The sequence below is a fragment of the Aliivibrio sifiae genome (assembly GCF_002954705.1).
Classification (GTDB): domain Bacteria; phylum Pseudomonadota; class Gammaproteobacteria; order Enterobacterales; family Vibrionaceae; genus Aliivibrio; species Aliivibrio sifiae_A.
Genome location: NZ_MSCO01000001.1, coordinates 911,242 through 936,656 on the forward strand (window position 1 = coordinate 911,242; position 25,415 = coordinate 936,656).

26 protein-coding genes are annotated in these 25,415 nt (G+C 38.4%); 20 read left to right on the plus strand and 6 right to left on the minus strand.

The features are described 5' to 3' along the window. The 4 genes from BTO22_RS04135 to cmoA all read right to left on the minus strand — a co-directional run bounded on the left by BTO22_RS04135 (nucleotide 1) and on the right by cmoA (nucleotide 4,215). Nucleotides 1–1,509: an inactive transglutaminase family protein gene (locus tag BTO22_RS04135; RefSeq protein WP_105054397.1), complete on the minus strand. Its 1,509-nt coding sequence runs from the start codon at nucleotides 1,507–1,509 to the stop codon at nucleotides 1–3. 102 nt (nucleotides 1,510–1,611) lie between these two features. Beyond that, nucleotides 1,612–2,382, minus strand: coding sequence for a putative ATP-dependent zinc protease (locus BTO22_RS04140; protein ID WP_105054398.1), 771 nt, complete (start codon nucleotides 2,380–2,382; stop codon nucleotides 1,612–1,614). A gap of 79 nt (nucleotides 2,383–2,461) precedes the next feature. Next, a complete protein-coding gene (gene cmoB, locus BTO22_RS04145) occupies nucleotides 2,462–3,436 on the minus strand; it encodes a tRNA 5-methoxyuridine(34)/uridine 5-oxyacetic acid(34) synthase CmoB (RefSeq protein WP_105054399.1) in 975 nt (324 codons plus the stop codon). A 50-nt stretch (nucleotides 3,437–3,486) separates the two neighbouring features. After that, entirely contained in the window at nucleotides 3,487–4,215 is a 729-nt protein-coding gene (gene cmoA, locus BTO22_RS04150; RefSeq protein ID WP_105054400.1) for a carboxy-S-adenosyl-L-methionine synthase CmoA, read from the minus strand. A gap of 370 nt (nucleotides 4,216–4,585) precedes the next feature. On the opposite strand from cmoA, the gene aspS reads away from it, so the two are divergent. The 16 genes from aspS (at nucleotide 4,586) to nadA (ending at nucleotide 19,028) form a co-directional block, all read left to right on the plus strand. Next, nucleotides 4,586–6,361, plus strand: coding sequence for an aspartate--tRNA ligase (gene aspS / locus BTO22_RS04155; protein WP_105054401.1), 1,776 nt, complete (start codon nucleotides 4,586–4,588; stop codon nucleotides 6,359–6,361). Between the two features lie 151 nt (nucleotides 6,362–6,512). Further along, the gene (gene ruvC / locus BTO22_RS04160) at nucleotides 6,513–7,034 is read left to right on the plus strand and encodes a crossover junction endodeoxyribonuclease RuvC (RefSeq protein WP_105054402.1); all 522 of its coding nucleotides are present in this window, start codon (nucleotides 6,513–6,515) and stop codon (nucleotides 7,032–7,034) included. Nucleotides 7,035–7,133: 99 nt separating this feature from the next. Then, a complete protein-coding gene (gene ruvA / locus BTO22_RS04165; RefSeq protein ID WP_105054403.1) occupies nucleotides 7,134–7,757 on the plus strand; it encodes a Holliday junction branch migration protein RuvA in 624 nt (207 codons plus the stop codon). A gap of 73 nt (nucleotides 7,758–7,830) precedes the next feature. Continuing rightward, a complete protein-coding gene (ruvB, locus tag BTO22_RS04170) occupies nucleotides 7,831–8,844 on the plus strand; it encodes a Holliday junction branch migration DNA helicase RuvB (RefSeq protein ID WP_105054404.1) in 1,014 nt (337 codons plus the stop codon). Nucleotides 8,845–9,220: 376 nt separating this feature from the next. Continuing rightward, nucleotides 9,221–10,807, plus strand: a complete 1,587-nt coding sequence (gene cydA, locus BTO22_RS04175; protein ID WP_181044610.1) for a cytochrome ubiquinol oxidase subunit I — start codon at nucleotides 9,221–9,223, stop codon at nucleotides 10,805–10,807. Between the two features lie 17 nt (nucleotides 10,808–10,824). Then, complete coding sequence (gene cydB / locus BTO22_RS04180; protein ID WP_105054406.1) at nucleotides 10,825–11,961, plus strand: cytochrome d ubiquinol oxidase subunit II; 1,137 nt, start codon at nucleotides 10,825–10,827, stop codon at nucleotides 11,959–11,961. Between the two features lie 12 nt (nucleotides 11,962–11,973). Beyond that, nucleotides 11,974–12,081, plus strand: coding sequence for a cytochrome bd-I oxidase subunit CydX (gene cydX, locus BTO22_RS04185; protein WP_012550467.1), 108 nt, complete (start codon nucleotides 11,974–11,976; stop codon nucleotides 12,079–12,081). Further along, nucleotides 12,074–12,376 carry a cyd operon YbgE family protein gene (locus BTO22_RS04190; RefSeq protein ID WP_105054407.1) on the plus strand — a complete coding sequence of 101 codons (303 nt, stop codon included), beginning with the start codon at nucleotides 12,074–12,076 and terminating at the stop codon, nucleotides 12,374–12,376. Before cydX ends, BTO22_RS04190 begins: the two co-directional genes overlap by 8 nt. 180 nt (nucleotides 12,377–12,556) lie before the next feature. Beyond that, nucleotides 12,557–12,967, plus strand: a complete 411-nt coding sequence (gene ybgC / locus BTO22_RS04195; protein ID WP_105054408.1) for a tol-pal system-associated acyl-CoA thioesterase — start codon at nucleotides 12,557–12,559, stop codon at nucleotides 12,965–12,967. Continuing rightward, a complete protein-coding gene (gene tolQ / locus BTO22_RS04200; RefSeq protein WP_105054409.1) occupies nucleotides 12,957–13,643 on the plus strand; it encodes a protein TolQ in 687 nt (228 codons plus the stop codon). Before ybgC ends, tolQ begins: the two co-directional genes overlap by 11 nt. Then, a complete protein-coding gene (gene tolR, locus BTO22_RS04205) occupies nucleotides 13,643–14,089 on the plus strand; it encodes a protein TolR (protein ID WP_060990580.1) in 447 nt (148 codons plus the stop codon). Before tolQ ends, tolR begins: the two co-directional genes overlap by 1 nt. A gap of 15 nt (nucleotides 14,090–14,104) precedes the next feature. After that, on the plus strand, nucleotides 14,105–15,115 hold the full coding sequence (gene tolA, locus BTO22_RS04210) for a cell envelope integrity protein TolA (protein ID WP_105054410.1): 1,011 nt from the start codon (nucleotides 14,105–14,107) through the stop codon (nucleotides 15,113–15,115). 10 nt (nucleotides 15,116–15,125) lie between these two features. Beyond that, the gene (gene tolB, locus BTO22_RS04215; protein WP_105054411.1) at nucleotides 15,126–16,478 is read left to right on the plus strand and encodes a Tol-Pal system beta propeller repeat protein TolB; all 1,353 of its coding nucleotides are present in this window, start codon (nucleotides 15,126–15,128) and stop codon (nucleotides 16,476–16,478) included. Between the two features lie 32 nt (nucleotides 16,479–16,510). Continuing rightward, nucleotides 16,511–17,074 carry a peptidoglycan-associated lipoprotein Pal gene (gene pal / locus BTO22_RS04220; protein WP_105054412.1) on the plus strand — a complete coding sequence of 188 codons (564 nt, stop codon included), beginning with the start codon at nucleotides 16,511–16,513 and terminating at the stop codon, nucleotides 17,072–17,074. A gap of 25 nt (nucleotides 17,075–17,099) precedes the next feature. After that, complete coding sequence (gene ybgF, locus BTO22_RS04225; RefSeq protein WP_105054413.1) at nucleotides 17,100–17,867, plus strand: tol-pal system protein YbgF; 768 nt, start codon at nucleotides 17,100–17,102, stop codon at nucleotides 17,865–17,867. Nucleotides 17,868–17,978: 111 nt separating this feature from the next. After that, nucleotides 17,979–19,028, plus strand: coding sequence for a quinolinate synthase NadA (gene nadA, locus BTO22_RS04230; RefSeq protein ID WP_060990585.1), 1,050 nt, complete (start codon nucleotides 17,979–17,981; stop codon nucleotides 19,026–19,028). A 256-nt stretch (nucleotides 19,029–19,284) separates the two neighbouring features. On the opposite strand, the gene BTO22_RS04235 is transcribed toward nadA, so the two are convergent. Then, nucleotides 19,285–19,740, minus strand: a complete 456-nt coding sequence (locus BTO22_RS04235; RefSeq protein WP_061001958.1) for a hypothetical protein — start codon at nucleotides 19,738–19,740, stop codon at nucleotides 19,285–19,287. Nucleotides 19,741–19,852: 112 nt separating this feature from the next. Continuing rightward, nucleotides 19,853–20,860: a helix-turn-helix domain-containing protein gene (locus BTO22_RS04240; protein WP_105054414.1), complete on the minus strand. Its 1,008-nt coding sequence runs from the start codon at nucleotides 20,858–20,860 to the stop codon at nucleotides 19,853–19,855. Between the two features lie 272 nt (nucleotides 20,861–21,132). Here BTO22_RS04240 and BTO22_RS04245 point away from each other — a divergent pair, with 272 nt between their 5' ends. The 4 genes from BTO22_RS04245 to BTO22_RS04260 are packed head-to-tail and all read left to right on the plus strand — an operon-like array spanning nucleotide 21,133 to nucleotide 25,022. Then, entirely contained in the window at nucleotides 21,133–22,260 is a 1,128-nt protein-coding gene (locus BTO22_RS04245) for an HlyD family secretion protein (protein WP_105054415.1), read from the plus strand. After that, nucleotides 22,250–23,269, plus strand: coding sequence for a DUF2955 domain-containing protein (locus BTO22_RS04250; protein WP_105054416.1), 1,020 nt, complete (start codon nucleotides 22,250–22,252; stop codon nucleotides 23,267–23,269). The genes BTO22_RS04245 and BTO22_RS04250 overlap by 11 nt, the downstream gene beginning before the upstream one ends. Before the next feature lie 26 nt (nucleotides 23,270–23,295). After that, on the plus strand, nucleotides 23,296–24,357 hold the full coding sequence (locus tag BTO22_RS04255) for an AI-2E family transporter (protein ID WP_105054417.1): 1,062 nt from the start codon (nucleotides 23,296–23,298) through the stop codon (nucleotides 24,355–24,357). A 2-nt stretch (nucleotides 24,358–24,359) separates the two neighbouring features. Continuing rightward, nucleotides 24,360–25,022, plus strand: a complete 663-nt coding sequence (locus BTO22_RS04260) for a potassium channel family protein (protein WP_105054418.1) — start codon at nucleotides 24,360–24,362, stop codon at nucleotides 25,020–25,022. The last annotated feature ends 393 nt before the right edge of the window (nucleotides 25,023–25,415 follow it).

Genomic DNA, 25,415 nt, shown 5'->3' on the forward strand with positions numbered 1-25,415 from the left:
TTAGTCCTCCGCTAAAGGCTTAAAGCGACGAAGCTCACTTAAACGGTAACCAGTATAATTACCAAGCATTAGAATTACCGCTAAGATAATTAACTGAATGCCAATAAAGTTAAAGGTTAAGTGTTGTACAAATGGATTTGTCATTGCGATGTAGATAAGGACAGCGGTTAGCAGTGAACCACCACCTTGAGTCGCAACTTCTTTCCAACCTTCTTCTTCCCATAGGATAGACATACGTTCTACGGTCCAAGAAAGGATAATCATTGGGAAGAAAGTAATACTTAATCCAGCGGTTAAACCAATCTTAAAGGCAACAATCGTAAAGATTGAAATGATCATGATGACGGTGATGATCACCGCGGAGATCCTGGCGACCAGAAGTAGGTTGAGTTTGGATAAATAACTACGAATAACTAAACCAGTACCTACAATCAGTAAGAAGCCGACAATCCCTGTGACTAGCTGAGTCTGAACAAAGGCAACGGCAATAAGTACAGGCATGAAAGTACCAGACGTTTTTAAACCGACAATGACTCGTAAGAAAACAACCATTAGCGCACCGATAGGAATAAGCATGATGGTTTTAAACATCGACTGCTCTTCAAGCGGTAGGCTGTGAATAGAGAAGTTTAATAGATTATCTGCTTCTACTTTCTTCTCGGTTGCGGCTGTTGGAGAAATCTCCTGAGCAATCATCGAGAAGTTAATTTGGCTATTTTTACCACCAACGACATCGAGTAAAGAGACATTGGTTTCATCCCAAAGTAGCAAATTAGCTGGTTGGCCTTGTTCGCCACTTTCTGGGTTGAATAGTTGCCATTTTTCTCCACTCCATACTTCAATCATGTGTTGAACTGATTGACGACGACGACCATCTTCTAGCCAAAGCGTGCCAACAACTTTGTTATGAATCGCTTCATAGCTTAGTAATTTAGAAACGGCTTGAACTTTAGTTAAGTCATTTAGAAGTAAAGACGCATTTTGATTATCAGGATCGTTGAATTGTTTAATTAATTCACGAGTTAAGGTGATGTCATCAGAAGAACGTGCTCTTGCTTGTTCTAGTAATGAAATTGCAGCAGCCTCATGTGGTCCTTCAAATGTTACCGCTTCTGGTTTATCAGTTTTTGGCGGTTCAATTGTGGCATGCGCTTGTGGGTCAACTAAGATCTGAGTTTTGTAATATAAAGTCTGTGGACCATCAGCTTGACGGATTGTCCATTCAGCGCGACGTCCATGCTCTGTCGTTAAATAGGCAATACCGTAACCAGGTGAAGATGCACTTTCATCAACAATAGTAAAACCGGCTTGAGTTTGCGGTGCAGCCATAGATACCTTTACAGGCTTATTTACTGCATCAAATTGAATTCGGGCCTCTACGTCCCAAACTTGACTTCTTTCTCCTGGTGTCCAAGGTACTCCGTATGAGTCATGGCGTAACCAGCTCAATGTAAGTCCTGCGACGATTAATAGTGAGATAAGAAAATAAAAAGGCACTCTTGATGGCATAACGTCCTCATTGTGATGGCATAAGTGGAAGATAATTATAATTCAAGCGGTAATTTATGCTACTAACATATTGAATAAATTACCGCTTATTTGAGGTAGGAGCTATTTTTTGCTTTGAACAAACTCTTTACTGACATCGATAACAGCAATATCTTGTATAAACTCTCTACCTAATAAAACAGAATGGGTCATGTGAGAGCGATCTGCAAGAGTAAACTGCACTTTTTCATTGATTGCTCCAAGTTTGATCCATAATTCAACAACAGGGCGACGTTGAGCTTCTTCAGTTGTTGATTGACGAATTTTAACATTACGGATTACAGGAGCTGTGATCCATTCTAATTTGCCATCTTCTGTTTTTGCGTTTTGATTAACTAAGTGGAATCGAACCCACTGAGTACCATTGCGTTCAAACTCTTGAAGATCGACAGCATTAAGAGAAGAAGTCGTTGCTCCTGTGTCTATACGAGCACTGAATTTTTGTTGTATATCAGCAATTTCTACGTTTTCAATGGCACCTAAAATAAGCGTGTCTTTTAGTGATTGCGTTTGCATAGAAACTGGAACTGGTGCTAAGCGAGCCTTTTTAGAAGTCGCTTGCTTTATACTTGTTTGAATTTTGGTTTGTTCAGTTCGAACCATCGATAGCTCTTCTGATACATTCGATAACTCTTTTTCTAATGTGGAAATATAGTCATTTTGAGTCTCAATTTTTGCTTCCATACCATCTAAACGAGTATTTAGATTGGTTTCCATAGACTTAATGGCTGCAACTGTTTCTGTATTATCTGAAGCGACTGGTGTTGCTTGTTGAGTCAGTGCGCATCCTGAAAGGCTTAAAATAGCAACCAGTGGTAGAATTCGTTGGATCATTTTATGTTCCGTTGAGTTAAATTAACATGTGCATAGTAACGATAATAAATAGGAGCGGATAGCCCCACAATGTTAGCGTTTAGTCAGGTTTTTTAGCAATTAAGATCGCACGCTTAGGAGCAGGGTGGCCTTCAATTGTTTTTGTTGGATCATTTGGGTCTAAGTATTCTGGTAGAGAATTGTGTTTCATCCATTCCGTTGAGCGTTGTTCTCCTGTTGTAGTAACGCATTCATCCACAATTTTAACATCTACAAAACCAACGCTTTCTAACCATACTTTTAATGCTCGCGCAGATGGGAAGAAGAAAACATTACGCATTTGAGCATAACGGTCAACAGGCATTAATACCGCGTTTTCATCGCCATCAATGACGAGTGTTTCTAATACTAGTTCACCACCTGCGACTAATTGATTTTTTAATTGAATCAAATGGTCAAGTGGAGAGCGACGGTGATAAAGCACGCCCATACTAAATACTGTATCAAATGCATTTAGTTCAGGAAGCTGTTCAATACCTAATGGTAATAAATGCGCGCGTTGGTCATTGCCCATTAATTTACGAATGGCTTCGAATTGAATTAAAAATAAATGTGATGGGTCAATACCAACACATAAGCGAGCTTCTTCGCCTAGCATACGCCACATGTGGTAACCATTACCACAACCCACATCTAAAACTGAGCGGTTTTTAAGTGGGGTAATGTGAGGCAGTAATCGATCCCATTTCCAATCTGAGCGCCACTCTGTATCAATATGAATATCATGAACCGTAAAAGGCCCTTTACGCCAAGGATGAAAGGTTTGTAATAAGTTTTCTAACTTTTTACGCTCTCCATTAATTAAAGGGGCATTGTTTGACAGAGTCACTGATGATTTTAAATCGATATTATCAGCACAGCCTTCAGGGATTTTCTTTAACGCTTTTGTCCAACGTTCGATGTCACCATGTTCTGCATTTTGCCAATCAGTTAATTGCTGAGGTAAAGTGTTTAACCAAGGCTGGAGAATGGTATCTTGAGAAACGAGCGTATAAAAATTAGCAAAATTAATCATTGAGGTATCTTAAATTAATAAATTAGAAAAAATAAATGGCAATATTGCGATTATTTAATGGCAAACATAGATCCGAAATTGAAGCATTGGAACCATACTTCTGCACTTTTAAAACCAATGTCTTTAAAACGTTCTTTATGGGTATCAATTGGATCTGGCAGCATTACATGTTCGATTGCGCTGCGCTTTTGGCTTATTTCTAGCTCACTGTAGCCATTAGCACGTTTGAAATCATGGTGTAAATCAATAAGCAATTCATTTGCCGTGTCATCTTCAAAAATGTATTTTTCAGATAAAATGAGAATACCGCCAGGGCGTAAACCAGCATAGATTTTTTCTAATAATGCTCGTCGATCGACAGGAGCTAGAAATTGTAATGTGAAATTTAACACCACCACCGAGGCATCTTGTATATCTACATCACGAATATCTGCTTCTATAATTGATACTGGTGTATCTGAACGGTAAGCATTAATCAGTAGACGACAACGCTCAACCATTGCTGATGAATTATCGACACCAATGATTTGACACCCTTCTTGATTGATATGACGACGCATAGATAATGTTGCTGCACCTAAAGAACAGCCTAAATCATAGACTGTTGAATGGGGCTTAGCGTAACGTTCTGCTAGCATTCCGATTGCTGAGATTATATTACTGTAACCCGGAATAGAGCGCTGTATCATATCAGGGAAGACTTCTGCGACTCGTTCATCAAAAGTAAAGTCGCCGATTTTATCAATAGGTGTTGAAAAAATAGTATCAGGGTTAGCCATGGTATTCTCACAAAGGCACGTTGTTTATCCGTACTTATTTATATCCATTCTAGGTAAATATTGGTGTGTTCTACTTACCTAGAATTGCATACATCAGTGCTCTCCTGCACATGATGACACTATTGTAGTTAATTCTTATCTTAAAGTCTTTAGGCCAATGAGAATTGAAAGTGAACTTTTTTTACTCCTTGCTATGTCGTTAGAATGTTTTTCCTTTATAATGGCGCTATATTTTTACGTTTTGTATATTAATACAGCAAAGTAGCTGTTTTATTAGTCATTTTAGCAAACGTAAATCGGTTTATGAGAAGTGCAGTAGGCTTTTTATTGCATTTACTATTGATATGTATATTAGATTGGGAAAATCATCATGCGCACCCATTACTGTGGTAACCTGAACAAGTCCCTTGCAGGGCAAACTGTAGAACTTTGCGGCTGGGTAAACCGCCGCCGTGACTTAGGCGGTCTTATCTTTATTGATATGCGAGATCGTGAAGGTATCGTTCAGGTAGTTGTTGATCCAGATATGAAAGATATCTTCTCAATCGCTAACCAACTGCGTAATGAGTTCTGTATCAAATTTACTGGTGAAGTACGTGTTCGTCCTGACAGCCAAGTAAATAAAGACATGGCTACGGGTGAAGTTGAACTTTACGCGACAGGTCTTGAGATCATCAACCGTTCAGAAGCGCTTCCGTTGGATTTCAATCAAACAAATTCAGAAGAGCAACGCCTCAAGTACCGTTACATTGATTTACGTCGTCCAGAAATGAGTGATCGCATCAAGTTACGTGCTCGCGCATCTAGCTTTGTTCGTCGTTTCTTAGATGAAAATCTATTCTTAGATATTGAAACTCCAGTACTAACAAAAGCAACGCCAGAAGGCGCTCGTGATTACCTAGTACCGAGCCGTGTTCATAAAGGCAGTTTCTACGCACTTCCACAATCACCACAGTTGTTTAAGCAACTTTTGATGATGTCTGGTTTTGACCGTTATTATCAAATCGTTAAATGTTTCCGTGATGAAGATTTACGTGCTGACCGTCAACCTGAATTTACCCAAATCGATATCGAAACGTCTTTCTTATCATCGACTCAAGTTCGTGAAATCACAGAGCGTCTAGTTCATGATATGTGGAAAGAGCTATTAGATGTTGAACTTGGTCAATTCCCAATCATGCCATTCTCAGAAGCGATCCGTCGTTTTGGTTCTGATAAGCCAGATCTACGTAACCCATTAGAGTTAGTTGACGTTGCTGATCTTCTTAAAGAAGTTGAATTCCAAGTATTCGCTGGTCCTGCTAACGATGAAAAAGGCCGTGTAGCGGTTATTCGTGTTCCTGGTGGCGCATCACTGTCTCGTAAGCAAATTGATGAATACGGTAAGTTCGTAGGTATCTACGGCGCGAAAGGTCTAGCTTGGATGAAAGTGAACGATCGTGCTGCAGGATTCGAAGGTGTTCAATCTCCTGTTGCTAAGTTCCTAAGCGAAGATATCGTAAACAGCATTTTAGAGCGTACTGAAGCTGAAACTGGCGATATCATTTTATTTGGTGCAGATAAAGCAGGCATCGTTGCAGAAGCAATGGGCGCTTTACGTATTAAATTAGGTGATGATCTTGAGCTTACAGATAAGAAAGCTTGGGCTCCACTTTGGGTTATTGATTTCCCAATGTTTGAAGAAGATGGCGAAGGTAACTTGCACGCGATGCATCACCCATTCACATCTCCTTTAGGTGTTACCGCTGAAGAGCTTAAAGCAAACCCAGCAGCAGCAAACTCTGATGCGTACGACATGGTTATTAATGGCTATGAAGTGGGTGGTGGTTCTGTTCGTATTCACAATGCAGAAATGCAAACAGCGGTATTTGGTATCCTAGGTATCGAAGAGAAAGAGCAACATGAGAAATTTGGTTTCTTACTTGAAGCGCTTAAGTACGGTACGCCGCCACATGCAGGTCTTGCATTCGGTCTTGACCGTTTAGCAATGCTTCTTTGTGGCACTGAAAACATCCGTGATGTTATCGCCTTCCCGAAAACAACAGCAGCAGCGTGTCTACTAACGAATGCGCCAAGTCTTGCTAATCCTGAGTCTCTTGAGGAATTAGCGATTGCAGTAAAAATTGCTGAGAAAAAAGACGCTTAATTTAAGTTATCTTTATTCTTAAAAATGCCCGTGTAATGCGGGCATTTTTGTATCTGTTATATTTAAAATGAGAAAGTCGTACATTACGAATGCCTTGAGTTTATAGTGGTATCTAGCTAATATACATGTATAAATAATCAGTGGTTTTACTATGTCTATCATTTTAGGAATTGATCCAGGCTCTCGGATCACAGGGTATGGCGTTATCCGTCAAAATGGCCGTCACCTTCAATATTTGGGTAGTGGCTGTATTCGTATGTCAGAGAAAGAACTTCCTGGTCGTTTAAAACAAATATACGCAGGTGTTTCTGAAATCATTACTCAATTCCAACCGGATGTATTCGCCATTGAACAAGTTTTCATGTCTAAAAATGCGGATTCAGCCTTAAAGTTAGGACAAGCAAGAGGAAGCGCAATTGTTGCTGCAGTAAATGCAGATTTGCCAGTATACGAATATGCAGCTCGTTTAATTAAACAAGCAGTAACAGGAACGGGTGGGGCAGATAAAGCACAAGTCCAGCACATGGTTATGACAATGTTGAAACTTCCGGCAAAACCACAAGCCGATGCTGCCGATGGGTTAGGGGTTGCGATTTGTCATGCTAATACCAATAAAACCTTAATCGCACTCGCTGGGAAAGCAACAGGTGCAAGGCGTGGGCGCTACCGTTAGATGTCTAGCATATTGTAAATTCTCATTTCTTTTACTGGATATCTATCCAGTTCTTTATTACTATTCAAATCAGTTAATTATTTTTAAAGAGTATCTATTGTGATCGGACGCCTTCGTGGAAATTTATTAGAAAAACAACCACCAGAACTATTAATTGAAGTCAGTGGTATTGGCTATGAAGTCCAAATGCCAATGAGTTGTTTTTATGAATTACCAGAGATTGGCACTGAAGCTATTGTATATATTCATTATGTTGTTCGTGAAGATGCACAATTATTGTATGGTTTTAATACCAAAAAAGAGCGTGCATTATTTAGAGAAGTAATTAAAGCAAATGGTGTGGGTCCTAAACTTGGTCTTGCTATTTTATCTGGCATGACAGCATCTCAATTTGTACAAAGCGTAGAGCGTGAAGATATTTCGACATTAGTAAAATTGCCTGGTGTTGGAAAGAAGACAGCAGAGCGTTTAGTGGTTGAAATGAAAGATCGTCTTAAAGGCTGGGGAGCTGGTGATTTATTTACACCGGCAGCTGATGCTGCGCCGATGGATGATAGTTCTGATTTAATTTCCTCTCCTCAAAGTGCACAAGATGAAGCTGTAAGTGCACTGATATCCCTTGGTTATAAGCCAGTACAAGCGTCTAAAATTGTTTCTCAAGTAGCAAAACCTGATATGACAAGTGAAGCGCTAATCCGTGAATCATTAAAATCGATGATCTAATATCATTTAATGTTTTCTATTAATTGTTTTTTACTTACTACTATTTATTTATTGAATCGCTGAGTGCCATTTTATGATTGAAGCTGATCGCCTTATTGCTGCTGATACCCCTGTTTTTCGTGAAGAAGAAGTCATCGATCGAGCGATACGTCCGAAGAAATTAGAAGACTATCGAGGTCAAGACCATGTTCGCAGCCAGATGGAAATTTTCATTAAAGCAGCGCAAATGCGTAATGAACCCCTCGATCATCTATTGATTTTTGGTCCTCCAGGCTTGGGTAAAACGACATTAGCGAATATCGTTGCCAACGAGATGGAAGTAAATATTCGTACGACTTCTGGTCCTGTTCTTGAAAAAGCAGGAGATTTGGCGGCGCTTCTGACTAACTTAGAAGAAAACGACATTTTATTTATTGATGAGATCCATCGATTAAGCCCTGTTGTTGAAGAAATACTGTACCCTGCAATGGAAGATTATCAGTTAGATATTATGATTGGTGAGGGCCCTGCAGCTCGTTCTATTAAAATTGACTTACCACCTTTTACTCTTATCGGTGCAACGACAAGGGCTGGTTCACTAACGTCCCCATTGCGTGATCGTTTTGGTATTGTGCAGCGATTAGAGTATTACAAAGTCGATGATCTTCAATATATTGTTCAGCGTAGTGCTGATTGCCTGAATTTATCGATGGAATCTGAAGGTGCATTGGAAGTTGCCCGTCGCGCTCGTGGTACACCACGTATTGCCAACCGATTATTACGTCGAGTACGAGATTATGCAGATGTAATGAGCGATAGTCATATATCTTCTGAGATTGCAGACAAAGCGTTGAACATGCTTGATGTTGATGTCCGTGGTTTTGATTACATGGATAGAAAACTTTTATTGGCCATTATGGAAAAATTTGATGGTGGTCCGGTTGGTCTTGATAATATTGCTGCAGCGATTGGTGAAGAAAGAGATACGATTGAAGATGTCATCGAACCTTACTTAATTCAACAAGGTTACTTACAGCGAACACCAAGAGGGCGAATAGTTTCTGATCGAGCTTATTTGCATTTTGGCATTGATAGACCAGAGAAATAGTCAAAAGTTACCTATTCATAATTTGTCATAGTACATTAATAAAATAATAAGTTTAGTGAAAGCGGGTGATCAAAATCATCCGTTTTTTCGTATGAGAAATGTGTAAAGTGTGAAAAACATGTGTTTATGTAAAAAAAACTGTAATTAACTTTCAAAAAAGGGACAAATCTTTTGAAAGATATCGTGTTTCCTATTAATATTAGCGAGTTCTATATTAGGTTATGCTTAACATTAAGCTAACGTTTTTTACACAATCATGTAACACTTTATGGTTACCAATACGGTTATAACTATTAGAGCCATAAAATAGTGTCACATTCACCCAAATAGAGTGAAAGCACTGTGTCATTCAGCCTGACACAAAGGAGTTCTCATGATCACTGATGTAGTGGAGTTATCGCGATTGCAGTTTGCAATGACAGCGATGTATCACTTCCTATTCGTTCCTCTGACTTTAGGTATGGCCTTTTTATTGGCTATCATGGAGTCTTTATATGTAATGACAGACAAACAAATCTACAAGGACATGACAAAGTTCTGGGGTAAATTGTTTGGTATTAACTTCGCATTAGGTGTTGCTACGGGCCTAACGATGGAGTTCCAGTTTGGTACTAACTGGGCTTATTATTCTCACTATGTTGGTGATATCTTCGGGGCACCTCTTGCCATCGAAGCACTAATGGCTTTCTTCCTAGAATCTACTTTTGTAGGTTTATTCTTCTTTGGTTGGGATCGTTTATCAAAACGTCAGCACCTTACAGTAACGTGGTTGGTTGCTTTAGGTTCTAACTTCTCAGCACTTTGGATTCTAGTTGCTAATGGTTGGATGCAGAACCCTGTGGGTGCTGAATTTAACTTTGAAACAATGCGTATGGAAATGGTTAGCTTTGCAGAAGTGGTGTTAAACCCAGTTGCTCAAGTTAAATTCGTTCATACCGTTGCTTCTGGTTACACTTGTGGTGCAATGTTTGTTCTTGGTGTAAGTTCTTACTACCTACTTAAAGGCCGTGATGTTGCGTTTGCACGTCGTTCATTTGCTATCGCTGCTTCTTTTGGTATGGCATCAATCTTATCTGTAATGGTACTTGGTGATGAATCTGGTTATGAGCTAGGTGAAGTTCAACAAGTTAAGCTAGCAGCAATTGAAGCTGAGTGGCATACAGAAGAAGCACCTGCAGCCTTTACTGTTTTTGGTTTACCAAACCAAGAATCGATGGAAACTGATTATGCAATTAAGATCCCATATGTAATGGGTATTATTGCAACCCGTTCATTTGATAAACAAGTAACAGGTTTACGTGATTTAAAAGAACAGCACGAAGTGCGTATCCGTAACGGTATGATTGCTTACGAATTGCTAGAAAAATTACGTAATGGTGATAAAACACCGGAAAACATCGCTGCGTTTGATGATGTTAAGCATGACTTAGGGTATGGCTTATTACTTAAGCGTTATACCGATAAAGTTGTTGATGCAACAGAAGAGCAAATTAAAGCGGCTGCGGATGACTCAATCCCTACAGTATGGCCTCTGTTCTTCTCGTTCCGTATTATGGTTGCTTGTGGTGTAGCAATGCTACTTATCTTTGGTTTTGCTTTTGTTCAGACATGCCGTCAGAAAATTGGTCAAAAATCGTGGTTACTTAAAGCTGCCTTATTTGGTATGCCGCTACCATGGATCGCGATTGAAGCAGGTTGGTTTGTTGCAGAGTATGGCCGTCAACCATGGGCTGTTGGTGAAATTCTACCAGTTAACGTTGCAGCATCAGCATTGACAGCAACAGAGATTCTAATCTCAATGGCTGCAATCATTGGTTTATACACGATATTCTTGATTGCTGAAGTTTACCTAATGGTGAAGTTCGCGCGCAAAGGTCCAAGTAGCCTGAAAACGGGCCGCTACCACTTTGAGCAAGATGGTCAAGATTCAGAAGCGAAATTAACTCGTCAAGTAGAAGCATAAAAACGGAGATTTGAGCAATGTTTGATTACGAAGTATTGCGATTTGTTTGGTGGGCATTGATCGGTGTATTACTGATTGGCTTCGCTGTAACAGATGGTTTCGATATGGGTGTTGGTGCACTAGTACCCGTTATCGGTAAAACTGATTCAGAACGTCGAGTTATGATTAACTCAATCGCGCCTCATTGGGATGGTAACCAAGTATGGTTAATCACTGCTGGTGGTGCTCTATTTGCTGCATGGCCACTCGTTTACGCTGCATCATTCTCAGGTTTTTACCTAGCGATGATCGTAACATTAGCGTCATTGTGGTTCCGCCCTGTAGGCTTTGATTACCGTTCTAAAATTGAAGACAAACGCTGGCGTTCAGCGTGGGATACAGCAATCTTTATCGGTAGCTTTGTTCCTCCTGTCATTTTTGGTGTGGCATTTGGTAACCTACTTCAAGGTGTACCATTTGAGCTTAACAACCTAATGATGCTTAGTTATCATGGTGGTTTCTTTGAATTGCTTAACCCATTCGCATTATTGTGTGGTTTAGTTAGCTCTGCAATGTTCATCACGCAAGGTGCAACATGGCTACAGATGAAAACGACGGATGAACTTCATTCTCGCTCTCGTAATGTAGCGATGATCTGTAGCTTAGCAGTAATCGTACTATTTGTTATTGCTGGCTTCTGGGCTCAAAGCATCGAAGGTTATGTTATTACAAGTGTACTTGATCATAACGCACCGTCAGATCCATTGAATAAAGAAGTTGTTCGTGAAGTAGGCGCATTATTTAATAATTATAATGAATACCCATTACTTTGGATTGCTCCAATCCTAGCAGTAGTAATGCCAATCATTACAATCATTGCTTCTCGTGCAAATATTGGTGGTTTAGCTTTCTTAAGTTCAAGCTTAACGAACGCTGGTGTTATCTTAACGTCTGGTTTTGCTTTATTCCCATTCGTAATGCCATCAAGCTTTAATCCAGATCATGGTCTAACTATGTGGGATGCAACTTCAAGTGAGCTGACATTGAAAATTATGACAGGCGTTGCTGTTGTAATGGTTCCAATTATTCTTACTTATACTATTTGGACGTACTACAAAATGTTTGGTCGTCTTGATGCTAAATTCATCGAAGAGAACAAGACGTCTCTATACTAAGGAATATTTATTATGTGGTATTTCGCATGGATTCTAGGCGTGCTGCTAGCATGTTCATTTGCAATCATTAATGCACTTTGGTTAGAGCATTCAGAAATGATGGACAAAGACAGTGAGTAATCTCGCTGACAAAATAGATAATGTTCAACGTCCAATTAATAATATTATCGTAAGATTATTATTAGTTGGGGTGGCTATTTTTCACATGGCAATGCTTATGTGGGAGCCAACGGTATATTCAGAACAAATTGGTGGCTTTGATGGGTTATTAGCTCCTAGCTTAATTTATTCGGTATGTACGGCATTCATTTTTGCTGTTGGATTTGTTCCACAGAAATGGATTTGGAAATTATTATTTAGTCCGTATTTTTCAATATTAATTTTGGGATACTTTAGCTACCTTTATTTCATGTAGTTTTAGCATCCAATAAAATTTGTATATTGGAACATCATACTAAGCGGTTTGTTACTTTTTAAGGTAATGAACCGCTTTTTTTTGACGATTTAACTCCAAAATCCAGATTTGATATAGTGAAAATAGTCAATTATCAGTTATAGTTAGCATCTGATTTTTCAATAAAAAGAGAAATGTGTCGTGGATAAAAATGCATTTAAATGGCCTATAACCATTTATTATGAAGATACCGATGCTGGTGGGGTTGTTTACCATTCAAATTATCTTAAGTTTTTTGAACGGGCACGAACGGAATTATTACGCCAACACGGTGTCTCCCAACAAGTGCTTTTAGAAAAATCAGTCGGATTTGTCGTTAAAAACGTAACGATGGACTTTATTCAAGGTGCTCGATTAGATGAGCAGCTTATTGTTGAAACATTCATAACAGAAATTAAAAGGGTATCACTGACCTTTTGTCAGTTATTGGTTAATTTTGAAGGGAAAGTATTGTGCAAAGCTACAGTTAAGGTAGCCTGTATTGATAACGCTAAAATGAAACCAACAGCGATACCACTATTTATATTATCGGAGATATCTTGTGACAGGTGAATTATCAATTCTCGATCTATTTTTACAAGCTAGTTTATTAGTTAAGATCGTGATGCTTATTTTATTGAGCTTATCTGTAATGTCATGGGCGATGATTTTTAAACGCTCAAAAGTGTTAGCTGTTGCGCGTACCGATGCCGAACGTTTTGAAGATAAATTTTGGTCAGGCATGGATCTTGCGCAATTATTTAATGAAGTAAAAGTTCGTAAAGAAAGAATTAGCGGAACAGAAAAAATCTTTTATTCTGGTTTTAATGAATTCGCACGTTTATCTCGTGTTAATGGTTCGTCATCAGATGCGGTTATGGATGGCACAATTCGAGCTATGCGCGTAACAGTATCGCGTGAAGTTGATAGCCTTGAAACTAATTTACCGTTTTTAGCAACGGTTGGCTCTATTACTCCATATATTGGTTTGTTCGGTACGGTATGGGGCATTATGCATGCATTTATCGCATTAGGGGCGGTAAAGCAAGCAACGTTAGCGATGGTAGCTCCTGGTATTGCAGAAGCACTTGTGGCTACAGCTATGGGTTTATTTGCGGCAATTCCAGCAGTAATCGCATATAACCGTTTAAGTGTAAAAGTAGGTAAGCTAGAGCATAACTACGCTGCATTTATGGATGAGTTCTCAAGTATCTTGCACCGCCAAGCAATGACAAGTCAGGAGAAGTAATGTCTGGCTATCAACCTAAGAAGAGAAAATTAACAGCTGAGATTAATGTTGTTCCCTACATTGATGTCATGCTAGTACTATTAATTATCTTTATGGTAACCGCTCCGTTTGTTACTCAGGGTGTTGATGTTGAACTTCCAGAGATGACGAATACTAAATCAGCGCAAGCGATGGCAGGGGAAGACCCAAATGCTACGTTTATTATTGTTGAAGTTGATAAAGACGGTAATCTTGGTTTAAGTGTTGATAACCAAGAGGTTCGTCGACCAATGTCAATGCAAGAGATGATCACTAACGTTAAAGCTGAGCTGAGTATTAAACCTAATTCACCCGTTGCGGTTGGTGGTGATGCTAGCACGCCATATTCAGAGATAGTTTTAGTTCTTGATGAATTAAGCCGTGCAGGGGTAAGTAAAGTTGGATTACTTACCGATCTCAAGGAATAGAGTGAATAATCATTGATGAAATCGGATAATAATTACACCTTCGCCATCATTGTTTCTGTCGTGTTGCATTTGCTACTCGTTGCAGCACTGCTTTTTGGAAGTGATTTTTCTTTGGATGAAAAGGCGAAGCCTAATACGATCCAAGCGGTTGTTATTGATCCTAATACTATTGCAAAGCAAGCATCTCAAATTCGTCAAGAAAGAGAAAGAGCTGAACGAGCAGAAAAAGAACGTTTAAAACGATTAAAACAGCAAGCTGCTCAATTGGAAAAAAACCGTAAAGTAGAAGAAGATCGAATTCGTAAGCTTAAAGAGCAGCAAGTCAAAGAGAAAAAAGCCGCTCGTAAAGCAGAAGACGATCGAAAAAAAGCGGTCGCCGCTGAGAATGAACGAAAACGTAAAGCTGAGACGGCAGCAAAGGCTGAAGCGGCCAGAGTTGCCAAGGTAAAAGCAGATAAAGAAAAAGCGGCGAAAGCGTCAGCAGAGAAAGCCAGAATAGACAAAGAACGAGCAGCTAAGGCAGAAAAAGAACGTTTGGCTAAAGAAAAATTAGCGAAAGAAAAAGCCGTGAAAGCAGAAGCAGATAAGAAAGCAAAAGCGGAAGCCGAGCGAGTTGCAAAAGCAGCGGCAGAGAAAGCACGAGCTGCGAAAGCAGAAGCTGAGCGTAAACAGAAAGAAGCGGCATTGAATGATATTTTTGCTGGTTTAGAGGATGAAACCGTTCAAAATAGTTCAGCGAAACAACAACATATTGATGACGAAGTGAATCGATATGGTGCTATTTATACTCAGATGATCCAGCAGAATTTATTGGTTGATGAGGCTTATGTCGGTAAAAGCTGTCGTGTAAAAATTAAATTAGCGTCATCAGGGTTACTTTTATCTGTGACCACATTAAATGGTGATGCACAGGTATGTCGTGCAGCGAAAACGGCAGTAACAAAAGTAAATGTATTCCCAATGCCAACTGACGGTGATGTTGTGACTAAATTAACAAACATCAACCTTACGGTAGAGCCAGAATAAGGAAGAGCAAGTGTTTAAACGATGGATATTAACTCTTTTTGTTGTCTGTTTAAGTTTTAGTCAGATTGCAAGAGCAGAATTAGAGCTGGTTATTACAGAAGGGGTCGACTCAGCAAGACCAATAGGCATTGTGCCTTTTAAATGGCACGGAGAAGGCAAGTTACCACAAGATATTTCTGCTATCATTTCATCTGATTTGCAGCGTAGTGGTAAATTCAGTCCAGTCGCGACTAATAAAATGCCACAAACTCCATATAAAGATTCGGATATCAATTACGAAGCTTGGACTAAGATGGGGGTTGATGCGATTGTTACTGGTGAAGTAAAGCTTAATGCTCAAGGTAAATATGAAGTTACTTATAAATTAATTGATGTCGTTCGTGGTCAATTAACAAAAGGCAATTCAAAAGCGCTTAATTCCAGTGGTGAATTAGTTTCAACAAAAGATCATATATTGGTTAACAAAGTTGCGACTTTATCGACAAAGCAACTTCGTAAGTATGCACACCGTATTTCAGATGTGGTTTATGAAAAACTGACAGGTGAAAGAGGGGCTTTTCTTACTCGAGTCGCTTATGTTGTCGTGAATGATAAAGCGCAATATCAGTATCAACTACGTATCGCTGACTATGATGGCTATAATGAACGTTTAGTCTTAAAATCGAAACAACCAATCATGTCACCAGCATGGTCACCTGATGGTAAGAAATTAGCTTATGTAAGTTTCGAAAATAGAAAATCACAAGTTTTTATTATGAATATTTACACCGGTAAGAGAGAATTAATTGCTTCTTACCCCCGTCATAATGGGGCTCCTCGTTTTTCACATGATGGCAAAGAATTAGCTATTGTGTTGTCAAAAACAGGAAGCTTGCAAGTGTACGTTGTAAACTTGCAAACGAAAAAAATGCGTCAAATTACGCGCGGAAGATCAAATAATACGGAACCTTTTTGGGCTCCTGATAACAAGTCTTTAATATTTACTTCAGATCGGGGTGGTAAACCTCAGATTTATAGAGTAAATTTACAAGACGGTTCAACAAAACGTTTAACCTGGCAAGGCAGTCAAAATCTTGGTGGGCAGATTACTCCAGACGGTAAATTTATCGTTATGGTTAATCGCTCAGAGACTGGATTCAATCTAGCGAAACAAGATTTAGAAACTGGTGCCGTCCAGGTCTTAACCAAGACACTACTGGATGAGTCACCTAGTATTGCGCCAAATGGCGGCATGGTGATTTACAGTTCCATGTATAGAAAACAGAATGTACTTTCTATGGTTTCTATAGATGGCCGTTTTAAAGCTCGCTTACCAGCGACAAACGGACGTGTAAGGGCACCAGCGTGGTCGCCATTTTTATAGCTACTAAATATTTAGGAAATAAGGAAAATATAATGCAACTAAATAAACTTCTTAAGAGTCTTTTAATCGCGCTGCCTGTGGTTGCTCTTTCTGCTTGTAGTTCTAGCGACAGCGCAACTGACAGTACTGCTGGCCAAGAATCAACAAATGCTGCAGAAACTCAAACAACTGGCGCTGAAGGCCAAACTGATACAACAGTTGTTTCAGCTATCGATGCTGATGCTCAAATGACAGAAGAAGAAGTTCGTGCTCAAGCAGAGCAAGAGCTTCGTAAAGTGCAAACTGTTTACTTCGCATTTGATAACTCAACAATTTCTTCTGAATATGAAGATATGCTTGCAGCTCACGCAGCTTTCTTAAGCACAAATGCTGATGTTAAAGTTACTGTTGAAGGTCATGCCGATGAGCGTGGTACTCCTGAGTACAATATCGCACTAGGCGAGCGTCGTGCTCAAGCTGTTTCTAAATACCTACAAGCTCTAGGTGTTTCAGCTGATCAAATCTCTATCGTAAGCTACGGTGAAGAGAAGCCCCTAGTACTAGGTCAATCTGCTGAAGATTACGCTAAAAACCGTCGTGCAGTATTAGTATACTAATCGACAGTTTATAAGGCTGACTTATATGAAATACAGTAACCTTAAGCGAATTATTCCGCTTACGTTGCTGGCGAGTGCGGCGACCCTTGTGGTCGCCGCTCCTGCTCCAGTCACTGATTTAAATGCGACGTCAAATTCTTCTGCGCCAGCATCTTCCTCAAGTATTGAGCGTTTAGAGCGCTTAATTCAAAGCCGTAATCAAATTCAGCTTCAACTGCAGCAGCAACTTGATGGTTTATCTGAAGAGTTATCAGAGATGCGTGGCACGGTTGAGCGTAATAGCTATGAACTTGAACAAATGCTAGAGCGTCAACGTCAGCTATACATTGAGATCGATACACTGAGAACAGCAAAGCCAGCCCCTGTAGCTACACCGGCTGACTCAATAGATGCTTCATCTTCAGGTGCTTATGCTACTGATACTAACGAAAATGAAGCGTATCAAACAGCGGTCGATTTAATCTTAAAGAAAAAAGATTATGCTGGTGCAACGAAAGCATTCCAAGACTTTGTTGCTGCCTATCCTGATTCGGTTTACAACTCAAATGCACATTATTGGCTAGGTCAGCTGTATTTTGCGCAAAAAAATGATATTGAAGCCGCTAAGAGTTTTACAAAAGTAGTAAGTTATTCTGATTCTAATAAACGCGCAGATGCGTTACTGAAATTAGGCGAGCTTGCTAAGCGTAACAATAACAAAACAGCTGCGACAAAATACTATCAAAAAGTACTTAAAGAGTACCCTGATAGTACTACCGCTAAAACAGCGGATAAGCAGTTGAAGTCGTTATAATACCAAAGTAAAAAGGAGCTCATGAGTTCCTTTTTTATTATCACTGCCTTGCTGCCTATGCCATAAGGGGTATAATGCTCAGATTATTTTTAAAAATTAATGAGCTGAGCAATGGGCCATATTTTAGATCACGTCGACACAGTATATCCTTTTCCACCAAAACCTACGAAGCTAAGTGCTGATGAAAAAGCACAATACATAGCTAAAATTAAGCAGTTACTGAACGATAAAAATGCGGTACTAATTGCTCACTACTATACCGATCCTGAAATTCAAGCATTGGCTGAAGAAACGGGTGGTTTTGTTGGTGATTCATTAGAAATGGCTAAGTTTGGTAATCGTCATGAGGCACAAACATTAGTCATTGCTGGTGTTCGATTTATGGGTGAATCTGCGAAGATTTTAACGCCTGAAAAAACCATCTTAATGCCAACATTAGAAGCTGAATGCTCTTTGGATTTAGGCTGTCCTGCAGACAAATTTACAGATTTTTGTGATGCCCATCCTGATCATACTGTTGTTGTATATGCGAATACATCAGCAGCGGTTAAAGCTCGTGCTGATTGGGTTGTAACATCAAGTATTGCATTAGAGATAGTTGAACACTTGGATGATGAAGACAAAAAAATCATCTGGGGGCCAGACCGTCATTTAGGTTCATATATTGCGAACAAAACAGGCGCTGATATGCTGTTATGGCAGGGCGAATGTATTGTTCATGATGAGTTCTCAGCAAAAGCATTAAAAGATGCAAAAGCACTTAATCCTGATGCAGCTGTTCTTGTTCACCCAGAGTCACCGGCCAGTGTGGTTGAGTTGGCAGATGCGGTTGGTTCTACTAGTCAATTAATTAAAGCTGCCAAAGAATTACCGCAACAAAAAATGATAGTGGCAACTGACAAAGGTATCTTCTTCAAGATGCAACAAATGGTTCCAGAAAAAGAATTATTAGAAGCTCCAACTGCTGGAGCTGGTGCAACTTGCCGTAGCTGTGCGCATTGCCCTTGGATGGCGATGAATGGTCTTGTTGCGATTGAGAAAGCCTTAAACGAAGGTGGCGCAGAGCATGAGATTTTCGTTGATGAAGAGATCCGTGTGAAATCACTTATTCCATTAAATCGTATGTTAGATTTTGCTGAGCAATTAAACGCACGTAAATGATCTATAAAGTTAATTATTCTCTAATTACTTTCAATAAAAATGGCGACCGTATTGGTCGCCATTTTTTATAAATTAATTTATGTACAGTGGCAATTATACCAATTCCATTAATTATCTGATCATTATTACTGGTTAAATAACTCAATAGCTACGTTAAGAATTATTATTGTAGAATAACTACTTATAAGAATTGTTGCCTTACTCTTAAGTGATTTTCCTGCGTAATAAATAGATCATCTAATTAGTTACATTGGTATTACTTTTCTTTATCACTTAAAGCAAAGTAAATTTTAGATACTGTTATCTCTGCAATTAGGATGGTAAATACCACAGCAAAGAAAGCGACAACACCATTTAATGGTCCATTAAACGATACCTTATCACCAAATAGAATGTTGATCGCTTCTAACATAACAAACTTACTACCAACTAAAATCACATAGCTGCTTAATCCTCGGTATATCTTCGGGGCTGTTCCTGGTTTGTTTTTAAAGTAATCAGCAATTCTATGTTCTGCATTAATTGAGAGTTTTAACAATAGTTGCAGTAGGATTGCAGCAGCAAAGGAAATTGTGAATGATTCGATATTAACAAAATCCCAATATTCATCAAAAAAATTTAGAACCGTTAGATCGACTAGTACTGCCAGTGTGTAACCTACAAACAAACGTTGTGGAGTGTTAAAACCATATTCTTTTTCTACTGAGCTCATAATAATTCCTGACCGTTAATTAAATTGATGTAATGTTTTTATGTTTATTATATTGCCTAAGCATTATTCGTATTAAAAGTGAAAGAAAATTGATTGGCGTATAATGGTAAATTTATTCGGCAAGTCCCAAAATCGACTTTTTATATATTTTTGGTGTTAGCCCACTAATGCGTTTAAATGCTCGTGAAAAGTGAGAAATATTATTATAACCAAGCTGACTTGATATATGGGTCAATGAGTGACCTTCTTCCATTAATTCACATGATATTGATAAGATAAGACTTTCTTTTAGCTGCCTAAATGACGTTCGTTCTTCTTTTAGTCGACGTTGGAAAGTCCTTGGTGTCATTTGCAATAACTTAGCGGCTTGCTTGATGTTTAAAGAGTGCTCTCGAACATAAGGGAGCAATGAGGTAAAAACACTATCACTGAAGCTAGAATGCCACTCAACCAATGCTTCTTTATGCTTTGTATCTGATGGAATAAATTTAACGGTAGAGTTAAGTGTTTTTTCATCAATCAATAATGCGCTTTTACTTTGTGATATAAAAAATTGTGTTTTTTGATTTAGTGCTGAACGAATTACTTCATCATCAACGTGTTGTATCTTTACTTGTTCGGGAAACCAATCTGATTTTGTTAATGCTTGAATGAGTTCAATAATATATAAGACTGCAAAAACTTCGCCCCAAATAAAATAAATCGTATCTTCATAAGAGGCAGAACGGCAGAGCCAGTATTTCTCATATTCATTTTCAAAAGTAATCTCGCTGCCTGGTGAATCATGGTTGAATATGATGTTCACTTTTTCAAGTGCTTCCTTTACGGTTACGGTGCTATCAAATTGTTTAAGTATCTGAGGTATTATTCTTTGACGAAATGCAGTGCGTAATAATTCACTAAAACTATTTACACCAACCTGTGAAGACAGTAGATATACAAGGCGTTTAACCGGTTCTACTGGTAAATAATCTTTATCTGTTTCAAATAAGTCTGGTGGTAAGCCTGAATCATTTAATAGTTCTTGTACGTTGATACCATGCTTTGAAAACACGTCTAAAAGAATCTTTGTATATCCAGTGCGGATCATTGGTAATGGTTTTGAGGCTATTTTCTGCATAGATAGCGATCCTTTTTATTGCACATTTATTTGTAAGATTAATTATTGGCGTAAAATGGTAAGTTTTAATCTTATATAGTCTGATATATTTTATTTTTTATTCTCTTTGCGACTGAGGCCTCAAATTCAATGTATAAGAGTATTCCCCCTATTATTTTTTATATAAATAAACTATTAAATAATAAGTGAATTTTGACAAGCATCACTCGATTTATCTCAGAAAACAACTATACATATGTATGAATGGAATCAATTAGTAGTAGGCATAAATTATGACGGAAAAAACAGAAGCAACGAAAAAAGAAAATGAAGCAGAATATGTTAGCGAAGCGCCTAAAAAGATAAATAAAGTTCGGAAAATTACGAATTATCTATTAATTACAGTCTCTGTTTTATTATTGTTTAGCATTATTTCAGATCGGGTGATTCCATTAACGGATAATGCGAGAGTAAAAGGTTATGTAGTTCCAATTAAACCTGAAGTATCTGGTCAGGTCTTTGATATCTTAGTACAGCCGAATCAGTTGGTTAAGCAGGGGGATGTACTAGTTAAATTAAACCCAGCTGATTATCAAATTGCGGTAAAACAGGCGGAACAAAGTTTAGAGATTGCAGGGCAGAATGTTGGCGCTCAAACAGCAGCGATTGCGTCTTCACAAGCAAGGTTAACGAGTGCAAACGTTGAGTTAGAAAATGTAAAACTACAATCAGCTCGAATTCTCGAAATGGCTGAACGAGGTGTCGTGTCTCAATCAGATGCCGATCAGGCTCGCGCAACAATAGCAACAGCAAGAGCTAGTGTGACGAATGCTCAGGCTGATCTTGAAAAATCGAAAAGTCAGTTAGGCGCAGATGGTGAAGATAATAGTCAAATAAAAGCTGCATTATTAGCTTTAGAGCAAGCTCAAATTAACTTAGCAAGAACAGAGATAAAGGCACCTACAGCAGGAGGAGTCTCTAATTTTAGTCTATCTGAAGGTTTCTATGCCTCTGCTGGTCAACCTATAATGACTTTTGTATCAACTGAAAGTATATGGATTGAAGCTTATTTTCGTGAAAATAGTTTAGGTAATATTAAGGTCGGTGATGAGGTTGATATCGCACTCGATTTTGCACCAGGAAAGGTAATTAAAGGAACCGTTTCTAGCGTTGATTGGGGAGTAGACTGGGGACAAAACAATCAAGCGGGTAAATTAGCACAAGCGAATAATCAGACAGGTTGGTTGCGTCAAACTCAAATGCTCCCAATAGCGATTGAATTTGATCATTCACAAACAACAGGGTTATTACGTATTGGTGGGCAAGCTGATGTGATTGTTTACAGTGGGAATAACATTGTTTTCAATACGATTGGTAAGTTGTGGATCCGTTTTGTGAGTTTGATGTCTTATGTCCGATAGCCTTATCGAGAATACTCGAATTCAAACGAAGATAATTAGGTACACCGTAGGTGTTGGTTTAGCTGTGTTTTTAGCGGCATGGATAGATTGGCCGCTGGCATTTGTAGCCCCTGTGTTTGTTGCTAAGTTTTTAGTAGATAAACCTGATCTAAATAAAGAAACTATTTATGAATTAATGATCGCGATGGTAATGACAATAGTGCTTGGATTGTTCTTAGCAAATGGTATTACTCAATATCCAGTCCCTATGTTAATTCTTATCGGATTAATGATGCTATGGGGCTATTATTTATTTACTGATCCAAAATGGAATTTGTTTGCCACAATATTGATTATTGCCGTATTAATGCTGCCTTTTATGGCTATATCAAATCCTGGGGTCTCTGTTTTTTTAGCTACAGGGTTAAGCAGTTCAGGAGTTGTTGCAGTACTTATTTTTGCTTTTGTTCATATTTATTTTCCAGAGCCAGAATCAACGTTCTCAGGTTATCAACCTTCTCCATTATCAAAACAACAACGATGGTATGCGGCTTTTAGAGCGATGATTATCTCTTTCCCAGTTGTCTGTTTTTTCTTTATTTTTCAAATATCTGAAGCGTTGTTAACTATGATGTTTATCGCGTTATTGTCATTAATGATTACGGGGGAAAAGTCAGTTAAGTTAAGTGCCTTTTTAATTATTAGTAATAGCATTGGCGGCTTACTCGCGATAGGTGTTTTCTCTATTTTAAGTCTTGCGCCAAATATCGTGTTTTACACTTTATTTATTTCATTTGTGGCCATAATAATGGCGACTCAAATTTATACTAAACCAGAGAAAGCGCCTATATATGCAACAGCGTTTAGCACGGTACTTGTTTTACTAGGCAGCACTCTAATGAGTTCTGGTGATATTGATAACAATATGTTCATACGGATATTTCAATTATTTCTAATTGGAATTTATATGATTGTTGTTTCTTTTTTCTTAGAAACACGTTATTGGAAGTTTTTAAATATGCAGACTTAAGTGCATTTAAATAACAAGGAATGTTTATGAAACTTGAAGTTAACTTTTCGAAACAGGCAATCGATGCATTTATTAAAATTGCAGCTATCGCTATTTTAGTGTATTGGTGTTTTTCAATATTGCGGCCTTTTATCTTACTTGTTGTGTGGGGTGGGATTATTGCTACCGCTTTATATCCCGTAGTTGCATGGGGGCATAATAAGTTTGGACTTAGTAAAGGTAAAATGAGTGGAGGGCTGGCTTTTGTTGGTGTATTGCTTTTGCTCATACCATTGATTGCAATTTCTACTGGACTATATACCAGCGGTTCAGAACTTATTACGGGTTATCAAGATGGAACCATTTCTATTCCCAAACCTGATGCAAGTATGGCTGATTGGCCTGTTATTGGCGAGAAAGCATATGCATTTGGGGTTCAAGCATCATCTAATTTAGAAAGTGTGCTTGTAAAGTATGGAGAGGAAGTTAAAGCAATTGTCGGCAAGTTGGCGTCATTAGTGGGGTCCCTTGGTGGTGGATTTATCCAATTCATTATATCGACAATTATAGCTGGGGCTTTTATGGCAAATGCTGATAAATGCGAACGTGCATTTATTTTAATTGCCGAGCGGTTAACGGGTGAGCATGGCGAAGCATTAACAACATTGTCGAAGACTACAGTAAGAAGTGTCGTGCAGGGGGTTATTGGTGTTGCTGTTATACAATCAGTTATGGCTGGTATAGGGATGGCCTTCGTTGGAGTGCCTGCTCTTGGTTTGTGGATGTTACTTGTTATGCTTGTTGCGATAATTCAACTTCCTCCTATCTTAGCTTTACTACCAGTGATTTTTTATGTCTTCAGTGTTGATACAACAACGACAGCTGTTATTTTCCTTATTTGGTGCATTATCGTCAGTGGTAGCGATGCAGTACTTAAGCCAATGCTATTAAGTAGAGGTTCAGATATTCCTATGCTAGTTATTTTATTAGGAGCATTAGGAGGAATGGCAATGTCAGGCATTGTTGGCTTATTTGTTGGTGCGGTTGTTCTGAGTTTAACGTATCAGCTCTTTATGGTTTGGTTAGGCAGTGAAGCAAAAGAGGATTAAAGATGAAAAAAGTGTCAAGGGATGACAATTTTTACTTCTTATTTTTTGCTTTATTAGGCTTATTGTTCACTAGTGCAATGATGCAGCAATTATTTGAAGGAGGGCAAAAGATGATTTTGGCTCTCATTATTGTTTGTTTAGCATTGTCTATTGTCGGCGTAAATCATAAACAAACCTTTTATCGTAGTTGGTATGGTTTTTTACTTACTCTTGCTGCCATTTCTGGTTCTTTTTCATTTTTTGAAGATTATGATTTGTCATTGGTGACATTAGCTGCATTACTGTTTTTTCTACTATCTCATACTTATACGGCACTAAAACAAGTAATGCTAACTGACTACGTTAGTCGAAACCAGATTGTTGGCTCTGTTTGTGTTTATCTATTACTTGGAATGTCTTGGGCAATTATTTATCTTATCCAAATAGAGATTTTTCCACAGTCATTTAACGGTATTGAAGATAAAGCTTGGATAGATAACCTGTTTGAAGTTATTTATTTTAGTTTTATAACACTAACAACCGTAGGTTATGGTGATATTTCACCAGTGCTACCGATCCCTAAGTTCTTTGTTTTTTTAGAGTCGCTTATTGGAAGTTTTTATTTGGCCATAATGGTAGCAAGTTTAGTAAGTAGTCGTTTAAATCAATCAGATCATCAGCGCTAATAATAAAAACCTCGTTACTTTATAAGATTACGAGGTTTTTTATTTATATCGAGATTATTCGCGTTATTCACTCATCACATAGCTATACGTTTTCTTACTTGCCCAAACTACTCCTTTAAAGATATTTAGGCATGATCTTATTACGAACTGTGAGATAGAAATACTTAGCTCTTTAGCCACTTTTAATATGTGATAGAAATCAGAGTGTTTGAAATCATTAATTGTCATTTTAGTATCCAACGTAAGTGGCATCCGAACCAAGGTAGAAGTCATTTGATGGAGAGGATAATATGTTGATAATGGAAATAATAATTACCATTTAGCGCCAATGACGAAAGTTCTAGTTAGTTAATATGAAAAGACATGTAATAAAAATGGCGACCAAATAGGCCT